This is a genomic window from Monashia sp. HAY1-2A (genome assembly GCF_056755315.1).
The window spans coordinates 1-17,560 of sequence record NZ_JBNDHY010000021.1 but is presented as its reverse complement, the minus strand read 5'-3'; the positions used below and the strand labels follow the sequence as shown (position 1 = coordinate 17,560).

Annotated in this window: 16 protein-coding genes; 4 read left to right on the top strand and 12 right to left on the bottom strand. The window is 70.9% G+C overall.

What is annotated here, in order from left to right:
- The first annotated feature begins 3 nt into the window (after positions 1-3).
- From acs to ACPYOM_RS05045, 3 genes are all read left to right on the top strand, one after another.
- Positions 4-2,013, top strand: a complete 2,010-nt coding sequence (acs, locus tag ACPYOM_RS05055; RefSeq protein ID WP_481345131.1) for an acetate--CoA ligase — start codon at positions 4-6, stop codon at positions 2,011-2,013.
- Between the two features lie 168 nt (positions 2,014-2,181).
- Positions 2,182-2,535 carry an META domain-containing protein gene (locus ACPYOM_RS05050; RefSeq protein WP_481342359.1) on the top strand — a complete coding sequence of 118 codons (354 nt, stop codon included), beginning with the start codon at positions 2,182-2,184 and terminating at the stop codon, positions 2,533-2,535.
- Between the two features lie 184 nt (positions 2,536-2,719).
- A complete protein-coding gene (locus tag ACPYOM_RS05045) occupies positions 2,720-3,277 on the top strand; it encodes an NADPH-dependent FMN reductase (protein ID WP_481345130.1) in 558 nt (185 codons plus the stop codon).
- A gap of 14 nt (positions 3,278-3,291) precedes the next feature.
- Here ACPYOM_RS05045 and ACPYOM_RS05040 read toward each other — a convergent pair whose 3' ends face one another.
- The 11 genes from ACPYOM_RS05040 to ACPYOM_RS04990 form a co-directional block, all read right to left on the bottom strand.
- Positions 3,292-4,230, bottom strand: a complete 939-nt coding sequence (locus tag ACPYOM_RS05040; protein ID WP_481345129.1) for a glycosyltransferase family 87 protein — start codon at positions 4,228-4,230, stop codon at positions 3,292-3,294.
- Entirely contained in the window at positions 4,227-5,669 is a 1,443-nt protein-coding gene (locus ACPYOM_RS05035) for a hypothetical protein (protein WP_481345128.1), read from the bottom strand. Before ACPYOM_RS05035 ends, ACPYOM_RS05040 begins: the two co-directional genes overlap by 4 nt.
- Positions 5,670-5,677: 8 nt before the next feature.
- Positions 5,678-6,589 carry a type II secretion system F family protein gene (locus ACPYOM_RS05030; protein WP_481342355.1) on the bottom strand — a complete coding sequence of 304 codons (912 nt, stop codon included), beginning with the start codon at positions 6,587-6,589 and terminating at the stop codon, positions 5,678-5,680.
- A gap of 1 nt (position 6,590) precedes the next feature.
- Complete coding sequence (locus ACPYOM_RS05025; RefSeq protein WP_481345127.1) at positions 6,591-8,579, bottom strand: type II secretion system F family protein; 1,989 nt, start codon at positions 8,577-8,579, stop codon at positions 6,591-6,593.
- Positions 8,576-9,961: a TadA family conjugal transfer-associated ATPase gene (locus tag ACPYOM_RS05020; RefSeq protein WP_481345126.1), complete on the bottom strand. Its 1,386-nt coding sequence runs from the start codon at positions 9,959-9,961 to the stop codon at positions 8,576-8,578. The genes ACPYOM_RS05025 and ACPYOM_RS05020 overlap by 4 nt, the downstream gene beginning before the upstream one ends.
- Entirely contained in the window at positions 9,958-11,133 is a 1,176-nt protein-coding gene (locus ACPYOM_RS05015; protein WP_481342053.1) for a CpaE/TadZ family protein, read from the bottom strand. Before ACPYOM_RS05015 ends, ACPYOM_RS05020 begins: the two co-directional genes overlap by 4 nt.
- A complete protein-coding gene (gene cpaB, locus ACPYOM_RS05010; protein ID WP_481342054.1) occupies positions 11,130-11,927 on the bottom strand; it encodes a Flp pilus assembly protein CpaB in 798 nt (265 codons plus the stop codon). Before cpaB ends, ACPYOM_RS05015 begins: the two co-directional genes overlap by 4 nt.
- Positions 11,928-11,977: 50 nt before the next feature.
- Positions 11,978-13,186: a pilus assembly protein TadG-related protein gene (locus tag ACPYOM_RS05005; protein WP_481345125.1), complete on the bottom strand. Its 1,209-nt coding sequence runs from the start codon at positions 13,184-13,186 to the stop codon at positions 11,978-11,980.
- Positions 13,183-13,590, bottom strand: a complete 408-nt coding sequence (locus ACPYOM_RS05000; protein ID WP_481342056.1) for a TadE/TadG family type IV pilus assembly protein — start codon at positions 13,588-13,590, stop codon at positions 13,183-13,185. Before ACPYOM_RS05000 ends, ACPYOM_RS05005 begins: the two co-directional genes overlap by 4 nt.
- A gap of 71 nt (positions 13,591-13,661) precedes the next feature.
- Positions 13,662-13,832, bottom strand: coding sequence for a Flp family type IVb pilin (locus ACPYOM_RS04995; protein WP_481342057.1), 171 nt, complete (start codon positions 13,830-13,832; stop codon positions 13,662-13,664).
- A gap of 123 nt (positions 13,833-13,955) precedes the next feature.
- The gene (locus ACPYOM_RS04990) at positions 13,956-14,138 is read right to left on the bottom strand and encodes a Flp family type IVb pilin (protein WP_481342058.1); all 183 of its coding nucleotides are present in this window, start codon (positions 14,136-14,138) and stop codon (positions 13,956-13,958) included.
- A gap of 213 nt (positions 14,139-14,351) precedes the next feature.
- Between ACPYOM_RS04990 and ACPYOM_RS04985 the strand changes: the two genes are divergently transcribed.
- Entirely contained in the window at positions 14,352-15,791 is a 1,440-nt protein-coding gene (locus ACPYOM_RS04985) for a hypothetical protein (protein ID WP_481345124.1), read from the top strand.
- Positions 15,792-15,854: 63 nt separating this feature from the next.
- Here ACPYOM_RS04985 and ACPYOM_RS04980 read toward each other — a convergent pair whose 3' ends face one another.
- Positions 15,855-17,105 (bottom strand): hypothetical protein, encoded by a 1,251-nt coding sequence (locus ACPYOM_RS04980; RefSeq protein WP_481345123.1) that lies wholly within the window; start codon positions 17,103-17,105, stop codon positions 15,855-15,857.
- Positions 17,106-17,560 lie beyond the last annotated feature (455 nt).

The following is a 17,560-nucleotide window of genomic DNA, read 5'->3' as shown; positions in this document are numbered from 1 at the left end:
TCGATGCGAAAGGGTGACACCGTGAGCGACAAGCCGCTCGAGAACCTCGTCCACGAGGGACTGACCTTCCCACCCCCGGCCGAGTTCGCCGCGCAGGCCAACGGCACCGCCGACCTCTACGAGAAGGCGGCCGCCGACCACGAGGGGTTCTGGGCCGAGCAGGCCCGCACATACCTCACGTGGAGCAAGCCCTTCACGCAGTCCCTCGACTGGAGCAACCCGCCGTTCGCGAAGTGGTTCGCCGACGGCGAGCTCAACGCCTGCGTCAACGCCGTCGACCGTCACGTCGAGGCCGGGCGCGGCGACAGGGTCGCGATCCACTTCGTCGGCGAGCCGGACGGCGACACACGGGACATCACCTACGCCGACCTCCACGCGGAGGTGCAGCGGGCCGCGAACGCGCTCGCCGACCTCGGCGTCGGCAAGGGCGACACCGTCGCAATCTACCTGCCGATGATCCCCGAGGCCGCGGTCGCGATGCTCGCGTGCGCCCGTCTCGGCGCGCCGCACTCGGTCGTCTTCGGCGGCTTCTCCGCGGAGGCGCTGCACTCGCGCATCGACGACGCCAGGGCCAAGGTCGTCATCACCGCCGACGGTGGCTACCGCCGCGGCGCACCGTCGGCCCTCAAGCCGGCCGTCGACGCCGCGCTCGACCACGGCGACACGTCGGTCCAGAAGGTGCTCGTCGTGCGGCGCACCGGCCAGGACACCGCCTGGACCGAGGGCCGCGACCTGTGGTGGCACGAGGCGCTCGAGCAGGCCGCCCCGACCCACGAGGCACAGGCGTTCGAGGCGGAGCACCCGCTCTTCATCCTCTACACGTCGGGCACCACCGGGAAGCCGAAGGGCATCTTCCACACGACCGGCGGCTACCTGACCCAGACGGCGTACACCAACGCCGTCGTCCACGACGTCCACCCCGACACCGACGTCTACTGGTGCACCGCCGACATCGGCTGGGTCACCGGCCACTCCTACATCGTCTACGGGCCGCTCACGAACGGCGCCACGCAGGTCATGTACGAGGGGACGCCCGACACGCCGCACCAGGGCCGCTGGTGGGAGATCATCCAGAACTACAAGGTGACCGTCCTCTACACGGCCCCGACGGCGGTGCGCACCTTCATGAAGTGGGGCACCGACATCCCGGCGAAGTTCGACATGAGCTCCCTGCGCCTGCTCGGCTCGGTCGGCGAGCCGATCAACCCCGAGGCCTGGCTCTGGTACCACAAGCACATCGGCGGGGGCCGCGCCCCGATCGTCGACACGTGGTGGCAGACCGAGACGGGCGCGATCATGATCAGCCCACTGCCCGGTGTCACGACGCTGGAGCCGGGCTCAGCACAGAAGCCGATCCCGGGCGTCAGCGCCGAGATCCTCGACGACGAGGGCCGGCCGTTCACCACGCCCGAGCAGGTCGGCTACCTCGTGCTCACCAAGCCGTGGCCCTCGATGCTGCGCGGGATCTGGGGGGACCCGGAACGGTACAAGGAGACGTACTGGTCGCGGTTCGGCGAGAAGTACTACTTCGCGGGCGACGGCGCGAAGTACGACGCGGACGGCAACATCTGGCTGCTCGGCCGCGTCGACGACGTCATGAACGTGTCCGGGCACCGCCTGTCCACCGCCGAGATCGAGTCGGCGCTCGTGTCGCACCCCAAGGTCGCCGAGGCGGCCGTCGTCGGGGCCAACGACGACACCACCGGCCAGGCCGTCTGCGCGTTCGTCATCCTGCGCCAGGAGGCCATCGAGGAGGCCGACGAGCCGGGTGAGGGCACCGACCTCGTCAAGGAGCTGCGCAACCACGTGGCCAAGGAGATCGGCCCCATCGCCAAGCCGCGCTCGATCATGATCGTCAGCGAGCTGCCCAAGACGCGGTCCGGCAAGATCATGCGCCGCCTGCTGCGCGACGTCGCCGAGGGGCGCGAGGTCGGCGACGTGACGACGCTCGCCGACAGCTCGGTCATGGATCTCATCAAGACGGGGATGTCCGAGGGAGGCTCCTCCGCCTGACCGCTCCCGCCGCGTCCTCGGCGGCCTTTGGCATCGGCTCGACGCCGCCCGTCCCGCGCACCCGTGGGGCGGGCGGCGTCGTCATCCCCCGCCCCACGGTCGGCAGCGTCGCCGACGACGCTGTGGATGGCCCCCGGCGGCGCAGCCCGTCCGTGGTTGACTCGGGCCATGAGCAGCGTGGAGCAGGAGCCGCACACCTGGGTCGTCGCGTCGATCGCCGGCGTGCCGACGGCCGACCCGAAGCCCCGGCTGTCCCTCAGCGAGGACGGCCTGCTCACCGGGACCACCGGCGTCAACCGCATCGTGGGCACGTACGTCGCGGAGAACGAGCTCATCAAGGTCGAGGGCACCGGCATGACCCGGAAGGCCGGCCCACCCGAGGCGATGGAGCAGGAGCGCCGTTTCCTGCGGGCCCTCGAGGGCTGGCAGGCCTTCCACCTCGGCGGGGGACGCCTCGAGATCGGCCCCGCCGATGGCGGCATCGTCTGCGTCCTCACCGAACCGGGTCCGCCTGCACGGTGACTCGGGCTGCGTTCCCGCCCCCACCTTCGGGCGCGGCGGACGGCCGCCCACCCCATCCAGCCCATGGCGCGGCCCATGGCCCGCATTCACGGACGCCATGCACCTGGAGATGGTGACGGTTGAGGCTGCCCGCGGAGCGAGCGCGATTCGGACCGAGGTCCGGATGCGTGGTATTCGTTGAAGCGTGAAGCAGCTTCGTGTCGTCGTGTCCAGCACCCGTCCCGGCCGCATTGGCCCCGTCGTCGCCGAGTGGGTCGCCGCGCAGGCGCCCGCGGACGAGTGGCAGCCCGAGCTCGTCGACCTGTCGACCCTGCCCTTCTTCGACGAGGAGGACATGCCGAAGAACGGCAACTACGCCAAGCCGCACACCAAGGCCTGGGCCAAGCAGGTCTTCGAGGCCGACGCCGTCCTCATCGTCACTCCGCAGTACAACCGCAGCTTCCCGGCGCCGATCAAGAACGCCGTCGACTACCTGTTCGCCGAGTGGCACGCCAAGCCCGTCGCGCTCGTCGGCTACGGCTGGACCGGTGCGACCGACGCCACCGCCGACCTGACCAAGGTCCTCGGCCACGTCAAGGCCGACGTCGTCGGGTCGACCGGGCTCGTCTTCACCCAGGACGTCTCACCCACGGGCGAGCTCACCGTCACGGACGAGCGCCGCGCCGAGCTCGCCGAGCTCATCGCGACCCTCGCCGCGCGGGTCGATGCCACCACGGACGTGGACGCCTCCCTCAGCGCCTGACGCCGCGGCGTCCCTCACCCGTGGCGAGGCGGCGTGCCGCGCCGCGAGGCCGAGACGCCGCCCCGCGAGGCGGCGTCTCGGCGCAAGCGCGGGATCGCGGCGAGGAGGATGAGCACGCCGCTCGACCACAGCGGCATCGTCACGGCCATCGCGACCGCGAGCCAGGCGGGCCTGGACCGGCGGGCGGCCCACGCCGTGAAGACCACCGCGACGGGCAGCCGCACGAGAAGCGGCGGGTAGAAGGCCTGCGTCGGCGGCGTCGGCGCGTCGGTGAGGAACCGGGCCCATCGCGCCCAGAGGTCGGGGGCGGCCAGGTACGAGGCGAGGACGACCGCCGCGGTCACGCCGACGCTCACGGCGAGCGCGCGCCACTCGCGGCGCACGGCGAACCACACCGGACCCAGGCCCGGCGTCACCTTCGTCAGCAGGGGGAAGGCCCACGCCCACGCGCCCCGACGCCGCAGCCCGAGCACACAGGCCACCGCGAGGAACGCCTCGATGTTGCCGATGACGAGGGCCGGCGGCACGACGTAGAGCAGGGTGAGCCAGCGCCAGCGCCCCGGCAGCGGCCACAGGAGCCACGTCAGCGCCGCGGTGAGCAGACCGGACCAGACGGCGAGGAAGACCGCCCACGGCAGGAGCGTCAGCGGCCAGGCGAGCTGCGCGAAGGCCGGAGAGTAGTTGAACGCGTCCGGCGTGCCCGGCGGGACGCCGTAGGGCGACACCCGCCAGACGACCCAGTAGGCGTGGGCCGAGTCGGTGCCGAAGGTTCCGAGCCGGCTCAGGGCCAGCACCCACAGCGCCGCGGGGAGGCTGACCCACAGGGCCAGCCGGACGACGCGGCCGAGGTCCATCCTTCGCACGTCGGTGCCCGGACCGGTTGCCGGCGCCGTGGACGGGTCGTCCACCGAGTCGGTTCGCTCGGCCGCCGAGCCGGTGCCGGGAGCGGTCATCGTGGCGCCCGCAGGAGCACGTAGCCGTCGGCGCGCGCCGCCTCCGACCAGCCGGCATCGGCGAGGCGTCCGACGACGGGAGCGTCGTCCGCGACCAGCGCTGCGCCGCAGCGCAGCTGGGCCGGGTAGGCGTCCCACCCGTCGGCCGCGGAGACGAAGCGGTGGTAGGCCCGGATGCGCTCGGCGGTGCGCAGCTCGACGCGGGTGTCCATCGTGGGCCGCAGCGTCGGGTGGGCCCACTCGAGCCAGCCACCGAGGGTCTCGTCGCTGCACACGACGGTGCCCGCGGGGAGGGCCGACAGGGGCCTGTCGAGCCCGGGTGCGCCGAGAGCCGGGCGGGCCGCGACGGATGGCGCGAGGACGGCCGTGAGCAGGAGCGCGAGCCCGGGCAGGACCGCCGTCGCGGCGCGCTCGCGCCGGGTCGGCACCGCGTCGGGCAGGGGCAGGAGTGACTGCAGGGCCGCGGCGGCCAGCGGCGCGATGACGACCGCAGCCAGCGCCACGGTGCGCGCGTGCGCGAGGGCAAGGTAGAGGGCCACCGCGACGAGAAGTGCCGCCGTCCAACGCTGCTCGCGCCGACGCAGCATCGTGACGACAACCGGCACCACGAGGGCGATCATCGCCCAGAGCCCCGGGTCGGCCAGGGACGTCGCCTGCCACTCGCTGACGAACGGAGCCACGTCGGCCACCTGGAACGGTGAGGCGAACAGCCGCGGCCCGACCGGCGTGACGGCCGCCGCGGCCACCGACAGCACGGGCACCAGGAGCAGGCGCGCGACCTCCCGACGGCGAGGATGGAGTCGCCCGTCGAGCAGACCGCCGAGCAGGACGAGCAGCCCGAGGCCCGGACCGACGAACCACATCCCGTGCGAGCACGCCCACAGCCAGGTGACGGGGACGAGCCACCAGCGGGCGCGGCCGTCGACCAGCGTGCGCAGCCACGCGTCCACCGTCAGCGCGGCGAGCCCGAACGTCACCAGCTGCGGACGCGGCGACAGGCTGCCGCTCATCGCGACGAACGCGACGGCGAGGACGAGCGCCGTCACCAACGCCGACGACGCGCGCCGGCAGGCGACCCACAGGCACACCCCGACGAGGACCGTGCCGAGGCAGAGCAGCCACGCGACACCCGGGAGCCCGACGGCCGCGTCGGCGCCGTGCAGGAGCACCTCGGGCAACCACTGGTTGAGGATCCACGGCCGCTCCGCGCCGGCGCCGAACGGATCGTCGAGGACGAACTGCCCTGTCTGCAGGAGGTGCTCACCGGCCCGAAGGTGCCAGAACGTGTCCGGGTCGCGGACCGGCCCGAGCGCCTTGACGGCGAACAGCGCCAGCACCGCGCCGGGAAGCAGCCAACCCAGCCGGGCCACCGGCGACACGCGTCGGCGACCGGAGTCGGTGCTCCGCTCCAGCCGTCGGGCCTCCGGCGAGACGACCACGGTCCCGGTCAGCCGAAGGCGCTGGCCATGCGGATCGCACCGGGGCCGATGATGACGATGAACAATGCCGGCAGGATGCACGTCATGAGGGGGAAGAGGATCTTGATGGTGACCTTCTGGGCCTTCTCCTCGGCCTTCTGCCTGCGGACCAGTCGCATGTTCGCGGTCTGCTCGCGCAGCACCCCGGCGATGGGAAGTCCGAGCCGGTCGGCCTGCACGAGGGCCGTCACGAAGTTCTTCACCTCGGGCAGCGTGACGCGGTCGCCCATGGCCGAGAACGCCTCGCCACGCGACTTGCCGATCTGGATCTCGGAGATGACGCGGGCGAACTCCCCCGAGATCGGGCCCTCGACGTTGCGCGCCACTTGGAGGAGCGCCGCGTCGAAGCCCTGACCGGCCTCCACGCAGACGGTCAGCATGTCGAGCGCGTCGGCCAGGCTCTTGCCGGTCTGCTCCTGGCGGCGCATGCCGGCGTTGTAGAGCAGGAGGTCGGGCACGAAGAAGAACACGGCGCCGAGAAGGAGGCCGTACACGACGCTGGTGAGCTGGAAGTTCCCGTACACGACGCCGAGCACGACACCGAGCAGCAGGCAGACGCCCTTGGCACCCATGATCCGCTCGACGGTCCACGGGGACGGGTTGCCGGCGCGGTCGAGCAGCAACGTGTAGCGGTCCTCGGTTCCCTTGGGCGACAAGGCCACCGCCAAGGCCTTGGTGCGGTCGAACACGGGTGTGACGAGGCGGTCCTTGGCTCCCAGGTCGGCCGTGACGACGGACCGGCTCGTGACGCTGCTCTCGATGAGCATGAGGGACTTGGCCACGCCCCGTGGCTCGCTCGTGCCGAAGGACATCGACAGGACGGCGACCATGAGCCCGATGCCGACGAGGGCTGCCGCGATGTAGATGGGGTCCACGTTCATCTCACACCTCGATGTTGACGACGTTGCGCATCCACACGACGCCGACACCGAGGGCGACGAGCCCACCGACGCTCATGAAGAGCCCGAGGGTCGTGGTCCACAGGAGGCTGACGTACTCGTAGTTGACGTTCATCATGTAGAAGAAGATGAGGATCGGCAGCGCGATGAGGATGTAGGCGGACAGGCGCCCCTCCGCGGAGAGCGTCTTCACCTGGCGGTAGAGGGACTCGCGCTCGCGCAGCGTGTTGGCCGTCGTGCGGAGGGTGTCGGCCAAGTTGCCGCCGACCTCGCGCTGGATGCGGATCGCCATGACGGTCCAGTGCATCGAGTCGCTGTCCATGCGGTTGGCCACGCGCTCCAGCGCGTCGGACAGGTCGGTGCCGATGCGCGTCTCGGCGAGGGCTCGGCTGAACTCCTTGCCGCTCGGCTCGGCGGCGTCGCGAGCGACGGCCTCGAGGGCCTGCGGCAGGCCGAAGCCGCTGCGGAGGCTGGTCGAGACGAGGAGCAGGATCCCGGGCAGCTGCGCCTCGAACTTCGTCGCGCGACGACTGGCCGCGAACCGGAGGAAGGCCGGCATCCCGATGAGGCCGAGGACGGCCCCGAGCAGCAGACCGACGAGCTTGGCCTCGCCGGCGAAGAAAATCCCGACGGCGGCTCCGACGATGACCGCCACGATGCGCAGGATGAGCCACTCCCCCGCGCGGAACGGCAGGTCGGCCTTCTCGATGAGCGCCATGGTCTTGCTCGTCGACTTGCGGTCCTTCATGACGCGGTCGCCGATGTCGAGCAGCTGCGCCGCGATGGTGCTCTGGGTGGCCTTCGTCTCCTGCGGCGACAGCGGCAGTCCGGTGCCCACGACGTAGGTCTCGATCGCTGCGACGCGCCTTTCGCGCTTGGTCTGGAACGTCGGCGTCAGGGCGGCACCGACCCCGACGAGCATGGCCAGGGCGAGAAGGGCCGCGGCGATGAGGGGAGTGCGCTCCGCGGTGTTCGCCGGGACGAGGCCGGCGAGCACCCCCGAGGCCGCGGGCGGCGACGCGCCGGCGGTCGGGGTCGGGGTCGGCGTGGCCGGCGCTGCAGCGCTACCGAAGGTCACCTGCTGGGTGAACGAGAACGGCGTCGTACCGGCAGTGCCCTTGACCGTGTAGGCGTGGCGTCCGGTCATGGCGCTCGGTACCCGGACCGACAGCTGCACCTGGCGGTTGAGCGCCTGGGCCGAGGTCTGGAACGCCGAGGTGACGGCGGCGGCGTTGTCCGCCGCTGCGACCGAGCCACCGTTGGTCGAGGCCAGCCGCTGAAGAGCCGCGCTCGCCGTCGCCTCCTGGGTCTTGAAGCGCACGACGTCGACACGGACGCCGGCCTGCCGCAGCTTCGTGATGGTGTTGGCGAGCGCCCTCGCGGGGTCCTTGGCCATGGTGTCGGCGCCGTCGCTGAGCAGGACGATGCTGCGGTCACCGGTGGTGCCGAGGGCCGTCACGGCGTCCTGCACGCCCTCGTACAGGCTGGTGTCGCCACGGGAGTCCAGCCCGTCGACGACCCGGAGAGCCGCGGCCCGGTCGAGGGTCGGCGGCAGGTCGACGCCCGCGGTGTTCGCGAACGACGCGACCCCCACCTTGACGTCCGCGGGAACCGTGCGCAGGTAGACGGCCGAGGCCTTGCGCACGGTCAGCATGCCGGCCACGCCCATCGAACCGCTCGTGTCGATGACGAGCATCGCCTTACGGTCGCGCTTGGGCGCCTGCTTGACGGTCACGGGGTACTCGGTGCCGTCGATGGTCACCTTGAGGCTGGCCGGGTCGACCTGGACGTCGGACTTGCTCCGGATCGTCAGGACCCCGGTCATGGTGGCGGCGCCGGCGGACGTCGTCCCGGTGACGTTGCTCAGCCCGACGGTGACGGGGTCATCGGCGTGCGCGGTCGTGGGCAGGACGAGCAGCCCGGCCGTCGCGGCGGCCAGGACGAGCGCGAGTCGGCGACGGACGCTGCTCACAGCCCGGTCCGTGCGAACAGGGAAATCGGCAGCTCGACACCGACGTCGGCGAGGTCCTGCGCGAACTTCGGGCGGATGCCGGTGGGCTGGAGCGTGCCGAGGAAGCGGCCGTTCTCGTCGCGACCCGCGCCGTAGTTGAAGGTGAAGATGTCCTGCAGCGTGATGACGTCGGACTCCATGCCGACCACCTCGGAGATCGCGGTGATCTTGCGCGAGCCGTCCTTGAGACGGGACTGCTGGACGATGAGGTCGACGGCGCCGGCGACCTGCTCGCGGATGGCGCGAACCGGCAGCTCGACGCCGGCCATGAGCACCATCGTCTCGAGACGGGCCAGGCTGTCGCGCGGGCTGTTGGCGTGGACGGTCGTGATCGAGCCGTCGTGGCCGGTGTTCATGGCCTGCAGCATGTCGAGCGCGGCGCCGTCACGGATCTCACCGACGATGATGCGGTCGGGGCGCATACGCAGGCAGTTCTTGACGAGCTCGCGGATCGAGATCTGGCCGCGGCCCTCGATGTTGGCCGGGCGAGCCTCGAGACGCAGCACGTGGTCCTGCTGCAGCTGGAGCTCGGCGGCGTCCTCGATGGTGACGATGCGCTCGTCGTGCGGCAGGAACGAGCTGATGACGTTGAGCGTCGTCGTCTTTCCGGAGCCGGTACCACCGCTGATGATGATGTTGCGGCGGCCGCGGACACACGCCTCGAGGAAGTCGCGGACCATCGGCGTGAACGTGCCGAACGAGATGAGGTCGCGGTCGTTGAACGGGTCGGCGGCGAACTTGCGGATCGTCAGCATGGAGCCGTCGAGGGCGATCGGCGGCACGACGGCGTTGACACGCGAGCCGTCGGGCAGACGGGCGTCGACCATCGGGCTCGACTCGTCGACGCGGCGGCCGACGCGTCCGACGATCTTGTCGATGGTGCGGCGCAGGTGACCCTCGTCGGAGAACCGGGCCTCGACGGGGAACAGCTTGCCGTCGCGCTCGATGTAGATGTCGTCGGGGCCGTTGACCATGATCTCGCTGACCTCCGCGTCGCGGAGGTAGGGCTCGAGGGGCCCGTGGCCGAGGATGTCGTCGCTGACGTCCTGCGCGATGCGCGTCCGGTCGGAGTGCGACAGCGGCGTCTGCTCCGAGTCGATGACGTCCTGGAGGGTCTGCCGCACCTGCGCGGCGAGCTCGCTCTCGGCCAGGTGCGGGTCGTACAGGCGCGGGCCGAGCGACTCGACGAGCGCCGCGTGGACACGCTCCTTGACCGTCGCGAAGGGGTCGGCGTTGCGACGCCGGCCCGCGGCGTCGCTGCCGCGGTGCTGGCCGTTGATGCCGGGCTCGGCGACCTGGGTCGCCGCGCGCGCCCGGTCGAGGCGGTCTGCCAGGTTGCTCATCGCTTGCTCCTCAGGAGTCCGAAGCTGCTGCGCTTCGCACCGTTCTGCATGTCCTCGCCGAAGCGGCGTCGGATCTCGTTGTCGGCGAGGTCGCGGATCGCCATGGACACCGGGTTGCGCGGCTCGTCGAGGACGAGCGCGACACCGCGGTTGACCGACGCCGGGACCGTGAGGCTGTTCGGCACGTTGGCCGAGATCGGGGTCTTGAGCGCGACCTCGACGTCGTCGGGCTTGAGCCCCACCTTGGCGTCGGAGCGGTTGAGCACGATCGTCCGGGACTCCTTGGAGGCGCCGAGCGTGTCGAGGGTGTTGATCGCGATGCGCAGGTTCTTCACGGCGGGGATGTCGAGCGTCGCGATGAGGACGGTCAGGTCGCTGACGTCGAAGGCGGCCAGCACGTGCTCGGTGAAGGACGGCGGCGTGTCGACGAGGACGTAGTCGTAGAGGCTGCGGGCGTCGCGGAGCAGCTCGACGATGACGTGCGAGGGCACCCGGTCGGCATCGGCCGGGTCCGCGGGGGCCGCGATGACGTCGAGACCGCTCTCGGGGTGCGTGGTGACGACCGACGCGATGCCGGCCTCGTCGAGGTGGCCGGCCATCGCGACGACGTCGCGGACCGAGCCGCGCGGCTGCAGCTGGAGGCTGATCGCGACGTCGCCGAACATGAGGTCGAGGTCGACGAGCAGCGTCTTGGCTCCCGTGGAGGCCAGGTAGGTGGCCAGGTTGGTCGACATCGTCGTCTTGCCGACACCGCCCTTGGCGGAGAAGACGGTGATGACCTTGCCCTCGCGGCCGCCCCCCATCGCGCTGTGACCGGACAGCTGCTGCGTCAGCGCCGTCGAGCGGCGGACCGCGTCGGCCAGCGCCGTCTGGTCGTCGGCCTGGACGACCTCCCGGACGCCGCTGCGCAGGGCCTGCGCGAGGGCCGTCACGTCGAGGCGGTGGCGGAGCAGGATGACGCCGAGCTCGGGTCGGTCGATGCGCTCGCGCTCGGCCAGCTCGCAGGCGAGGTCGAGGTCGATGTCCGGGCCAATGATGACGAGCGCGTGGTTGCGGTCCTCCTCCAGGGCCCGGCTCACGCGAGGTCCCGACGTGAGCAGGAGCGCGTCGGCTCCGATGGCGAACCGGTACGTGTCGACAGCGTTCGGGTCGAAGTCCCAGAGGATCGTCATTGCGAAGTCACCGCATCTCTCAACTGGAGGTCCGTGACCTCCTGCTTCGGGTCGATCTGGACGTCAGAGCCTCGAAGAGCAGCGTAGAGCGTTCGGTTCTGGATTCCGTGGATGAGCAGTGGGGCGTCCGTCGGCTTGACCGCGACCGTCACGAGGAAGCCGCCGGCAGCCCCCTGAGCCGTCGGTGACTGGCCTTCCGGCACGGGCTGGGCCGCCGCGCCCGCGAGGGGCGCGTCACCCATGGCGATCACCTGCACGTCACCCATGAGGAGGCTGGTGCCCTTGACCTGGTTCTCGTTGAGGATCTTGGCCTCGGGCGTGTCACTGAGGTCCTTGATCTGGTAGCTCTGGTAGATCGCGATGTGCGAGCCGGGTGTGACGAACTTGCCGACGCGTGCCGGGTCGGACAGGGACAGCGACACCGCGAGCATCCCGCTCGGCACCTCGATGGCCTTTGTGCCGGCCGGCTGGGTGCTGAACCGGGCCGCGAGCAGGTACTCGCCGGCCTGGATGTCGTTGACGGCGAGGAGCGCGTTGTTGTCGGCGTTGACCTCCTGGAGGGCGCCGACCGGCACGGCCTTGGCCGGGACGCTCGTCTGGGCGATGAGGCCGGTGCGTTGCGCGTCCTTGAGGGTCGTGCCCGCCGGGATGAGCTTCTGCGCGACCCACACCGGGGCCGGCGCCTGCTCGGCGATGGCACGCTCGTCGGCGCTGCGCGCGTACATGATGACCAGCGCGCCGCCACCCACGGCCAGCACGACGGCCACGAGGATGGCGAGAATGCGACGGTTCATGAAGGGCTCCCCCCGACTAGCTGTGATGCGTTGAGACGTTCGTGGTGCCGTCAGCCCGCGGGCAGGACGACGTAGGCTCCGAAGTTGTTGCCCGACGTGGGCGGCACGATGGTGCCGGCCCGGTCGAGAGTCCCGGTGACGTACCACCCGGACAGGCACCGGTCACCGCCGGTGCACGGGACGGTCCCGCTGAGCAGGCTCGCGGCCTCCTGGGAACCACCGACCTTGTAGCCGGTGAGGTAGAACTTCGACCACCCGACGACGTGGTAGTAGGAGTTCGAGCCGCCACCGCTGGCCCCGGTGCAGTCCGGGTAGCCGGAGATGCCGCCCGTCGGCAGCGACCCCGCCTTGACGAGGCAGTCGAAGATCGGCAGCTCGACGACGGTGCCGCGCAGGGCCGCGACGGCGTCGTAGCAGCCGCTCGGCGGCGAGCTGCCGGCGTCGATCTGGGCCCAGTCGTTGATGCTGACGTTCGCCTGGCAGTTGCCGGCGCTGTCGACGACGTAGCCGAAGCCGCCGGCGGTGTCCTTGCCGTTGATCGCGCAGGGGGCCACCGTCGTGCTCTTGAGCATGATGGTGATCTCGGCGCTGCTGGCCGGCCACGGGGTCTGTCCCGCCGACGAGCCGTACCCGGGCCACGGCGAGCCGGGCGGAGTCTGGTAGACCGTGCCGCTGCTCGTGTTCCGCTTCCACTCGCACTCGGACACGACGATGGGCACCTTGGCGGTGTACTGACCGGGCGATCCCCAGGCCGAGCGCGCACAGGCGTAGACGGTGCTGCCCGAGCTGTTCGTCAGGGCGCGGGCGAAGGGGGTGAGGACCGTGGTGCCGCTCGAGGTCTCGGTCCGCGTCTTGGTCTCGACGTACGGGATGCCGGAGACGAGCCAGCCCGGCTTGGGCGTGCACTTGGTCAGGCTCGTGGCGTCCGGGGTCTCGCAAGCCGTCGTGATGCTCGTGACCGCGGAGGCACACACGCTGGACACCGAGGACAACCCGTCCTTGGCGTTCGCGTTGGCCAGCGGCTTGACCGCGGTGGCGGCGTTGGCGTCGCTGCAGGCCGCGTTGTTCGTCGCGCACATCTGCGCCAGAGCCATGGCGGAGGCGTCCGCGCCGTTCTGCAGCTGGCGTCGCTCCGACATGATGGAGCCGATGTCGACGCTGATGGCCAGCGAGCCCATGATGACGCCGGTGGCGACGAGGATGCTGACGATGACCGCCACGGCACCCGCGTCGTGACGCTGACGAAGACGACGGTTCACCCTCCGCATCGCATGACTCCTGTCGCAGCCACGGGGCCGGACAGGCCCCAGTTCCCCCCGACGAGGCGAATCGCCGGACCCATGATGATCCAGTTGAACGTCGCCGTCACCGTCACCGACGCGTTGGCGGTGGAGCCGGCGGAACACGTCACGACGCCCGGGACGGCGAGGCCGGGCACGCCGACCGCCGCAGCGGATGCACGCTGGGTGATGGCCGTCATGTCGGTCGCCGCGGGGTTGGGCAGCACGACCGCTGCGCGCACGCCTTCACGGCTGGCGTTCGTCACCTGGATCTGGGTGAAGAAGTAGCGGCCGAAGTCGACGATCCCGGCGATGACGAGAAACAGCACGGGAAGGACGATCGCGAGCTCCACGGCGGCCGCGCCGCGCTCACCTCTGGCCATGCCAGACCGCCCTCCCCGTGCCGGATTTTGCGCTTTGTGTCGTCCACGGCCCCCCGGCGTGGACGTCGTGCTCAGACTTGCGCCGCGACGTTGTTGAACGTCGTCGACAGGTTGTTGCCCAGCAGCGAGACCGCTGCGATGATCACGACGGCGATCAGGGCAACCATGAGGCCGTACTCGACGGCCGTCGCTCCCCGGTCCCCGTTGAGACGGGCCTGGATCCTGGATGCGAGCTTGGTCATGTAATGCGCTCCTCGAACGTTGCGGATGAGTGCCAGACGTCATGCTGGTGCGTGGCAGCCCGTCTCCCGACGAACGAGCCGTGGTCGGGCGCCGGCCGGGTTCGGTCGGCGCCCATCACCAGGTCAGACCTGGGTCGCGACGTTGTTGAAGGTCGTCGACAGCTTGTTCCCCAGAAGCGACACGGCCGCGATGATCACGACGGCGATGAGGGCGACCATGAGGCCGTACTCGACGGCGGTCGCGCCCTTCTCGCGGTCCATGGCCCGGCTGATACCCGTCTGGAGCTTGGCAGCAAGCTTCGTCATTGTTCATTCCTCCCAGTGGTGCAGGGCCACCCGATGTGCCCCCCGCTGAACAGAGATTAGGTGGGCGTTGACGCCCTGTCCTGAAAATGCTTGAAGTTCCCATCACCAACCCAAAGAGGTGTCAACCGGACGCGCCGGGTGGCAGGGTTTGAGCTGCTGAGCGGGACGCCGGCCGCCAGCGCGCCGTGACGCCGGACGAGGAAGGGAGCACCGATGTCGGGGGACACGCCTCCCACGCACGACCGCTCCCGGCTGCGTGTCAGCGGTGCACCGGCGCCGGCCGTGGACGTCGCGTGCGCGGCCGTCTTCGTCGTGCTCCTCGCGGGAGTCGCGGCGGTGGTGACCACCGGCTCGGACGCCTTCTGGCCCGTGGCGCTCGGGGACCGCATCCGGGCGTCGGGATCGGTGCCCGAGGGCGTGCCCTTCGCGGCCGCGTCGACCTCGGGATGGGTGAACACGACGGCCCTCGGTCAGCTCGTTCTCTCGGTCGCCGGTAGCGCAGGAACGCTGGGTCTCCTTGCGGCACAGGTCGTTTCGGTGGGGGTTACTCTCGGCCTGGTGGCTTGGCACGCGGTGCGCCGCGGTGCGCCCGTGGCCCGCACCGCCCTCGTCCTGACCGTGCTGGCCGTCGGCGCGGCGACCTCCTTGCTCGTGGCACGCGTCCAGCTCCTGTCACTGGTCCCCTTCGCGCTGCTGCTCGTGCTGCTGCGGTCCGAGCACGACCGCCCTTCTCGCAGGATGTGGCTCGTGGTGCCGCTGCTCGCGCTGTGGGGCAACCTGCACGGAGCCGTCCTCGTCGGGGTGGCGGCCACCGGCTGCCATCTGCTGTTCTCGCGGCTGAGGCGCGACCCTGTCGAGGTGGTGCTCGTGGGAGTCGCGTCGCTGGTCGCTGCGTGCGCCAACCCGGGGCTGTGGCGCGCGCCGCAGTACTACCTCGGGGTGCTGGGCGGTGAGGCGACCTCCGACGCGTCGGGCATGTGGGGCCGCCCCGACCTGACCAACCCCTTCGACCTCGCGATGGTCGTCGCGGCCCTCGTGCTCGGCGCCATGGCGTTCCGGCGCCGGCGACCGGCGTGGGAGTTCGTCGCCGTGGCCGGGCTCGCGGCCGGGACGGTCATCGCCTCGCGCAACGCCGTCTGGCTGCTGCTCTTCCTCGCCGGTTCGGCGGCGGCCTCATCCGCCTCGCGGAACGAGCAGGGTCCGGCACCCGAGCCCGGGCAGGGGCCGCTTTCCCGTAGGGCCGGCGCGAGCGGCGTCGGCGTCGGCTCGGCCCTCGTGGTGCTCGTCGGCGTCGTCGCCGCCTCGGCGGTCCTCGCCGGACGGGCACCGGGCCTGCACCGGCACGACCTCGACGTCGCCGCTGCCGCGCGGGCAGCGGGGGGACGCGTCGTCCTGGCCCCCGAACCGCTGTCCGAGGAGCTGGCGGCCGCCGGCGCGACGGTCTGGGTCAGCAACCCCCTCGACGCCTTCGGCTCACGCGACCAGTCGGCCTACCTGGCCTTCCTTCGCGCCGACGCCAACGGCGCCACCCGGGCGCTCGAGCAGGCCGAGGTCGTCATCGCCCAGCGGGGCTCAGGACAGCAGGCCGTTGCCGTGGCCGCGGGCTTCACGGTCCGCAGCGAGGCCGGCGGTCTGCTCGTGCTGGCTCGCTGACCGCCACGGCGACGAACGCCAAGGAGTCGTGGGTCGCACAGCGCCATCTCCCCGGGGCGTCGCTCAGGGCGCCGGGCGCGCCTCCGTGGAGAACACGACGATGATGTGGTTGGCATACCACCACTGACCGGCCACGAGGGCGACGAGGAGCACGCCGACCCAGACGATGGAACGCTTCGAGGCGGTGCGGGGCGTCCCCGCGAGGAGGACCGGCAACGTCGGCAGAAGCAGCAGGTACCGCAGGACGGCAGGGAGCATCGGCGTCATCGCGAACAGGAACGGGGGGTAGCCGATCGACCAGGCGCGCAGCTCCGGGCACCAGGGCCGCCCTCGAGGACCCAGGACGTTCAGGGCGAAGAGGCCGAGGAACAGCGCGAGGAAGACAGGGCCGGGGACTCCGAACAGGTGAGACAGGTCATCGAACCAACCGAGGTACAGGCTTCGCTGACCGGCGCTGCGTTCCATCCCGGCCTCGGTGCCGATGAAGATTGACGCCACTAGCATCCATGCGACGAGGCCGAGGACGCTGGCCCAAGCCGCAGCCATTAGACCGGCAGCCTCCCTCGCCCGGCTCCTCCAGAAAGGCCCTTCGTGACGCCACCGCAGATAGCCGTGGACCAGAACCGCGAGAAGGAGGGGCAGCGTCACGATGCGCGTCATCGACAGCGCCAGGACGGCGGCGGCCGCCAACCAGTACCGTCGGTCGACGAGCAGGTTCAGGGCTCCCATGAGGAACAGCAAGGCAAGGGATTCGCTGTAGCCGATCTGGAGCAGCGGCGCACTGATGAAGAAGCTCGAGAAGAGCACCGTGACCCCGGCCAGGAACCGACCGCCTGACCGCATGACGAGCCGGTACAGCAGAACCATGGCCCCAGCGCCAGCCAGACAGCTGACGATGGTGGCCGCCACCGGGAAAGACAGCGACGTGACCGACATGACGGCGCGGACCAGCATCGGGTACGCGGGCGGGAAGGCCCAGGTCCACAGCGTGTTGGTTGTGTCAGCGGCCGACGATCCTGGCGTCGGCAGCTCGTACCCGTCGGTCGCGATCCGGCGGTACGACTGGGCGTCCCAGTTCGACACGATGCCGAGGTATCCGGGGTTCGCGGGCTCCGGGTCATACACGTAGTAGTCGACCCGGGTGCTGCTGAGCGCCACCTGCTCCCGTGCCGCGATGGCGAGAACCACGGTGTCGACGACCCGTGAGGACGCGAACACGACCAGCGGGACCCAGTAGGTCACGAGGAAGGTGCGAAGCCGCAGGCCAAGACCCGCCCGTGCACCTTCCGGCCGGCCCGTCATGGTGGAAGCCACGGCGACCCGTTCAGACGCGGCTCTCGCTGGCGACATGCCTCGAGCTCCTCCCCTTGCATCCGTGCGACTCGTGGGTGCCGAGAGGAGGCTCGTGCCCCTAAAGTCTCGGCGAGCATAGGCGACCCACCGGGACTGCACGGCTGGTTTGCCCGACTCCGTCCGCTACGGCGGCCCGCGCTTGTGAGCCGGCGCCGCACAACCCGGGCGCGGTGCGCGAGTTGCGCCAATCGCCGGACAGGACCCCACAGCGGCAGGCACCATGGGCGGCAGACCAGACCGGACGAAGTGCGGAAGGCATCAGGGGACCGTGACCGAGAGCATGAGCCGTGACGGCGCCACGCGCGTCGACTCGCGCGTCCTCGTCGTCATGCCCGCCTACAACGAGAGCGCCTCGATCGCCGTCGTGCTGGCCGAGGTGCTCGAGAGTCTCCCTGACGCGGACGTGCTCGTCGTCG

Coding starts and splice junctions, on each gene's coding strand:
- ACPYOM_RS05015 (WP_481342053.1), bottom strand. CDS start 11,133: ATGACGATCCTCTGGGACTTCGACCCGAACGCTGTCGACACGTACCGG.
- ACPYOM_RS04990 (WP_481342058.1), bottom strand. CDS start 14,138: ATGACGAAGCTTGCTGCCAAGCTCCAGACGGGTATCAGCCGGGCCATG.
- ACPYOM_RS05040 (WP_481345129.1), bottom strand. CDS start 4,230: ATGACCGCTCCCGGCACCGGCTCGGCGGCCGAGCGAACCGACTCGGTG.
- ACPYOM_RS05050 (WP_481342359.1), top strand. CDS start 2,182: ATGAGCAGCGTGGAGCAGGAGCCGCACACCTGGGTCGTCGCGTCGATC.
- cpaB (WP_481342054.1), bottom strand. CDS start 11,927: ATGAACCGTCGCATTCTCGCCATCCTCGTGGCCGTCGTGCTGGCCGTG.
- ACPYOM_RS05000 (WP_481342056.1), bottom strand. CDS start 13,590: ATGGCCAGAGGTGAGCGCGGCGCGGCCGCCGTGGAGCTCGCGATCGTC.
- ACPYOM_RS05020 (WP_481345126.1), bottom strand. CDS start 9,961: ATGAGCAACCTGGCAGACCGCCTCGACCGGGCGCGCGCGGCGACCCAG.
- ACPYOM_RS04995 (WP_481342057.1), bottom strand. CDS start 13,832: ATGACCAAGCTCGCATCCAGGATCCAGGCCCGTCTCAACGGGGACCGG.
- acs (WP_481345131.1), top strand. CDS start 4: ATGCGAAAGGGTGACACCGTGAGCGACAAGCCGCTCGAGAACCTCGTC.
- ACPYOM_RS05030 (WP_481342355.1), bottom strand. CDS start 6,589: ATGAACGTGGACCCCATCTACATCGCGGCAGCCCTCGTCGGCATCGGG.
- ACPYOM_RS04985 (WP_481345124.1), top strand. CDS start 14,352: ATGTCGGGGGACACGCCTCCCACGCACGACCGCTCCCGGCTGCGTGTC.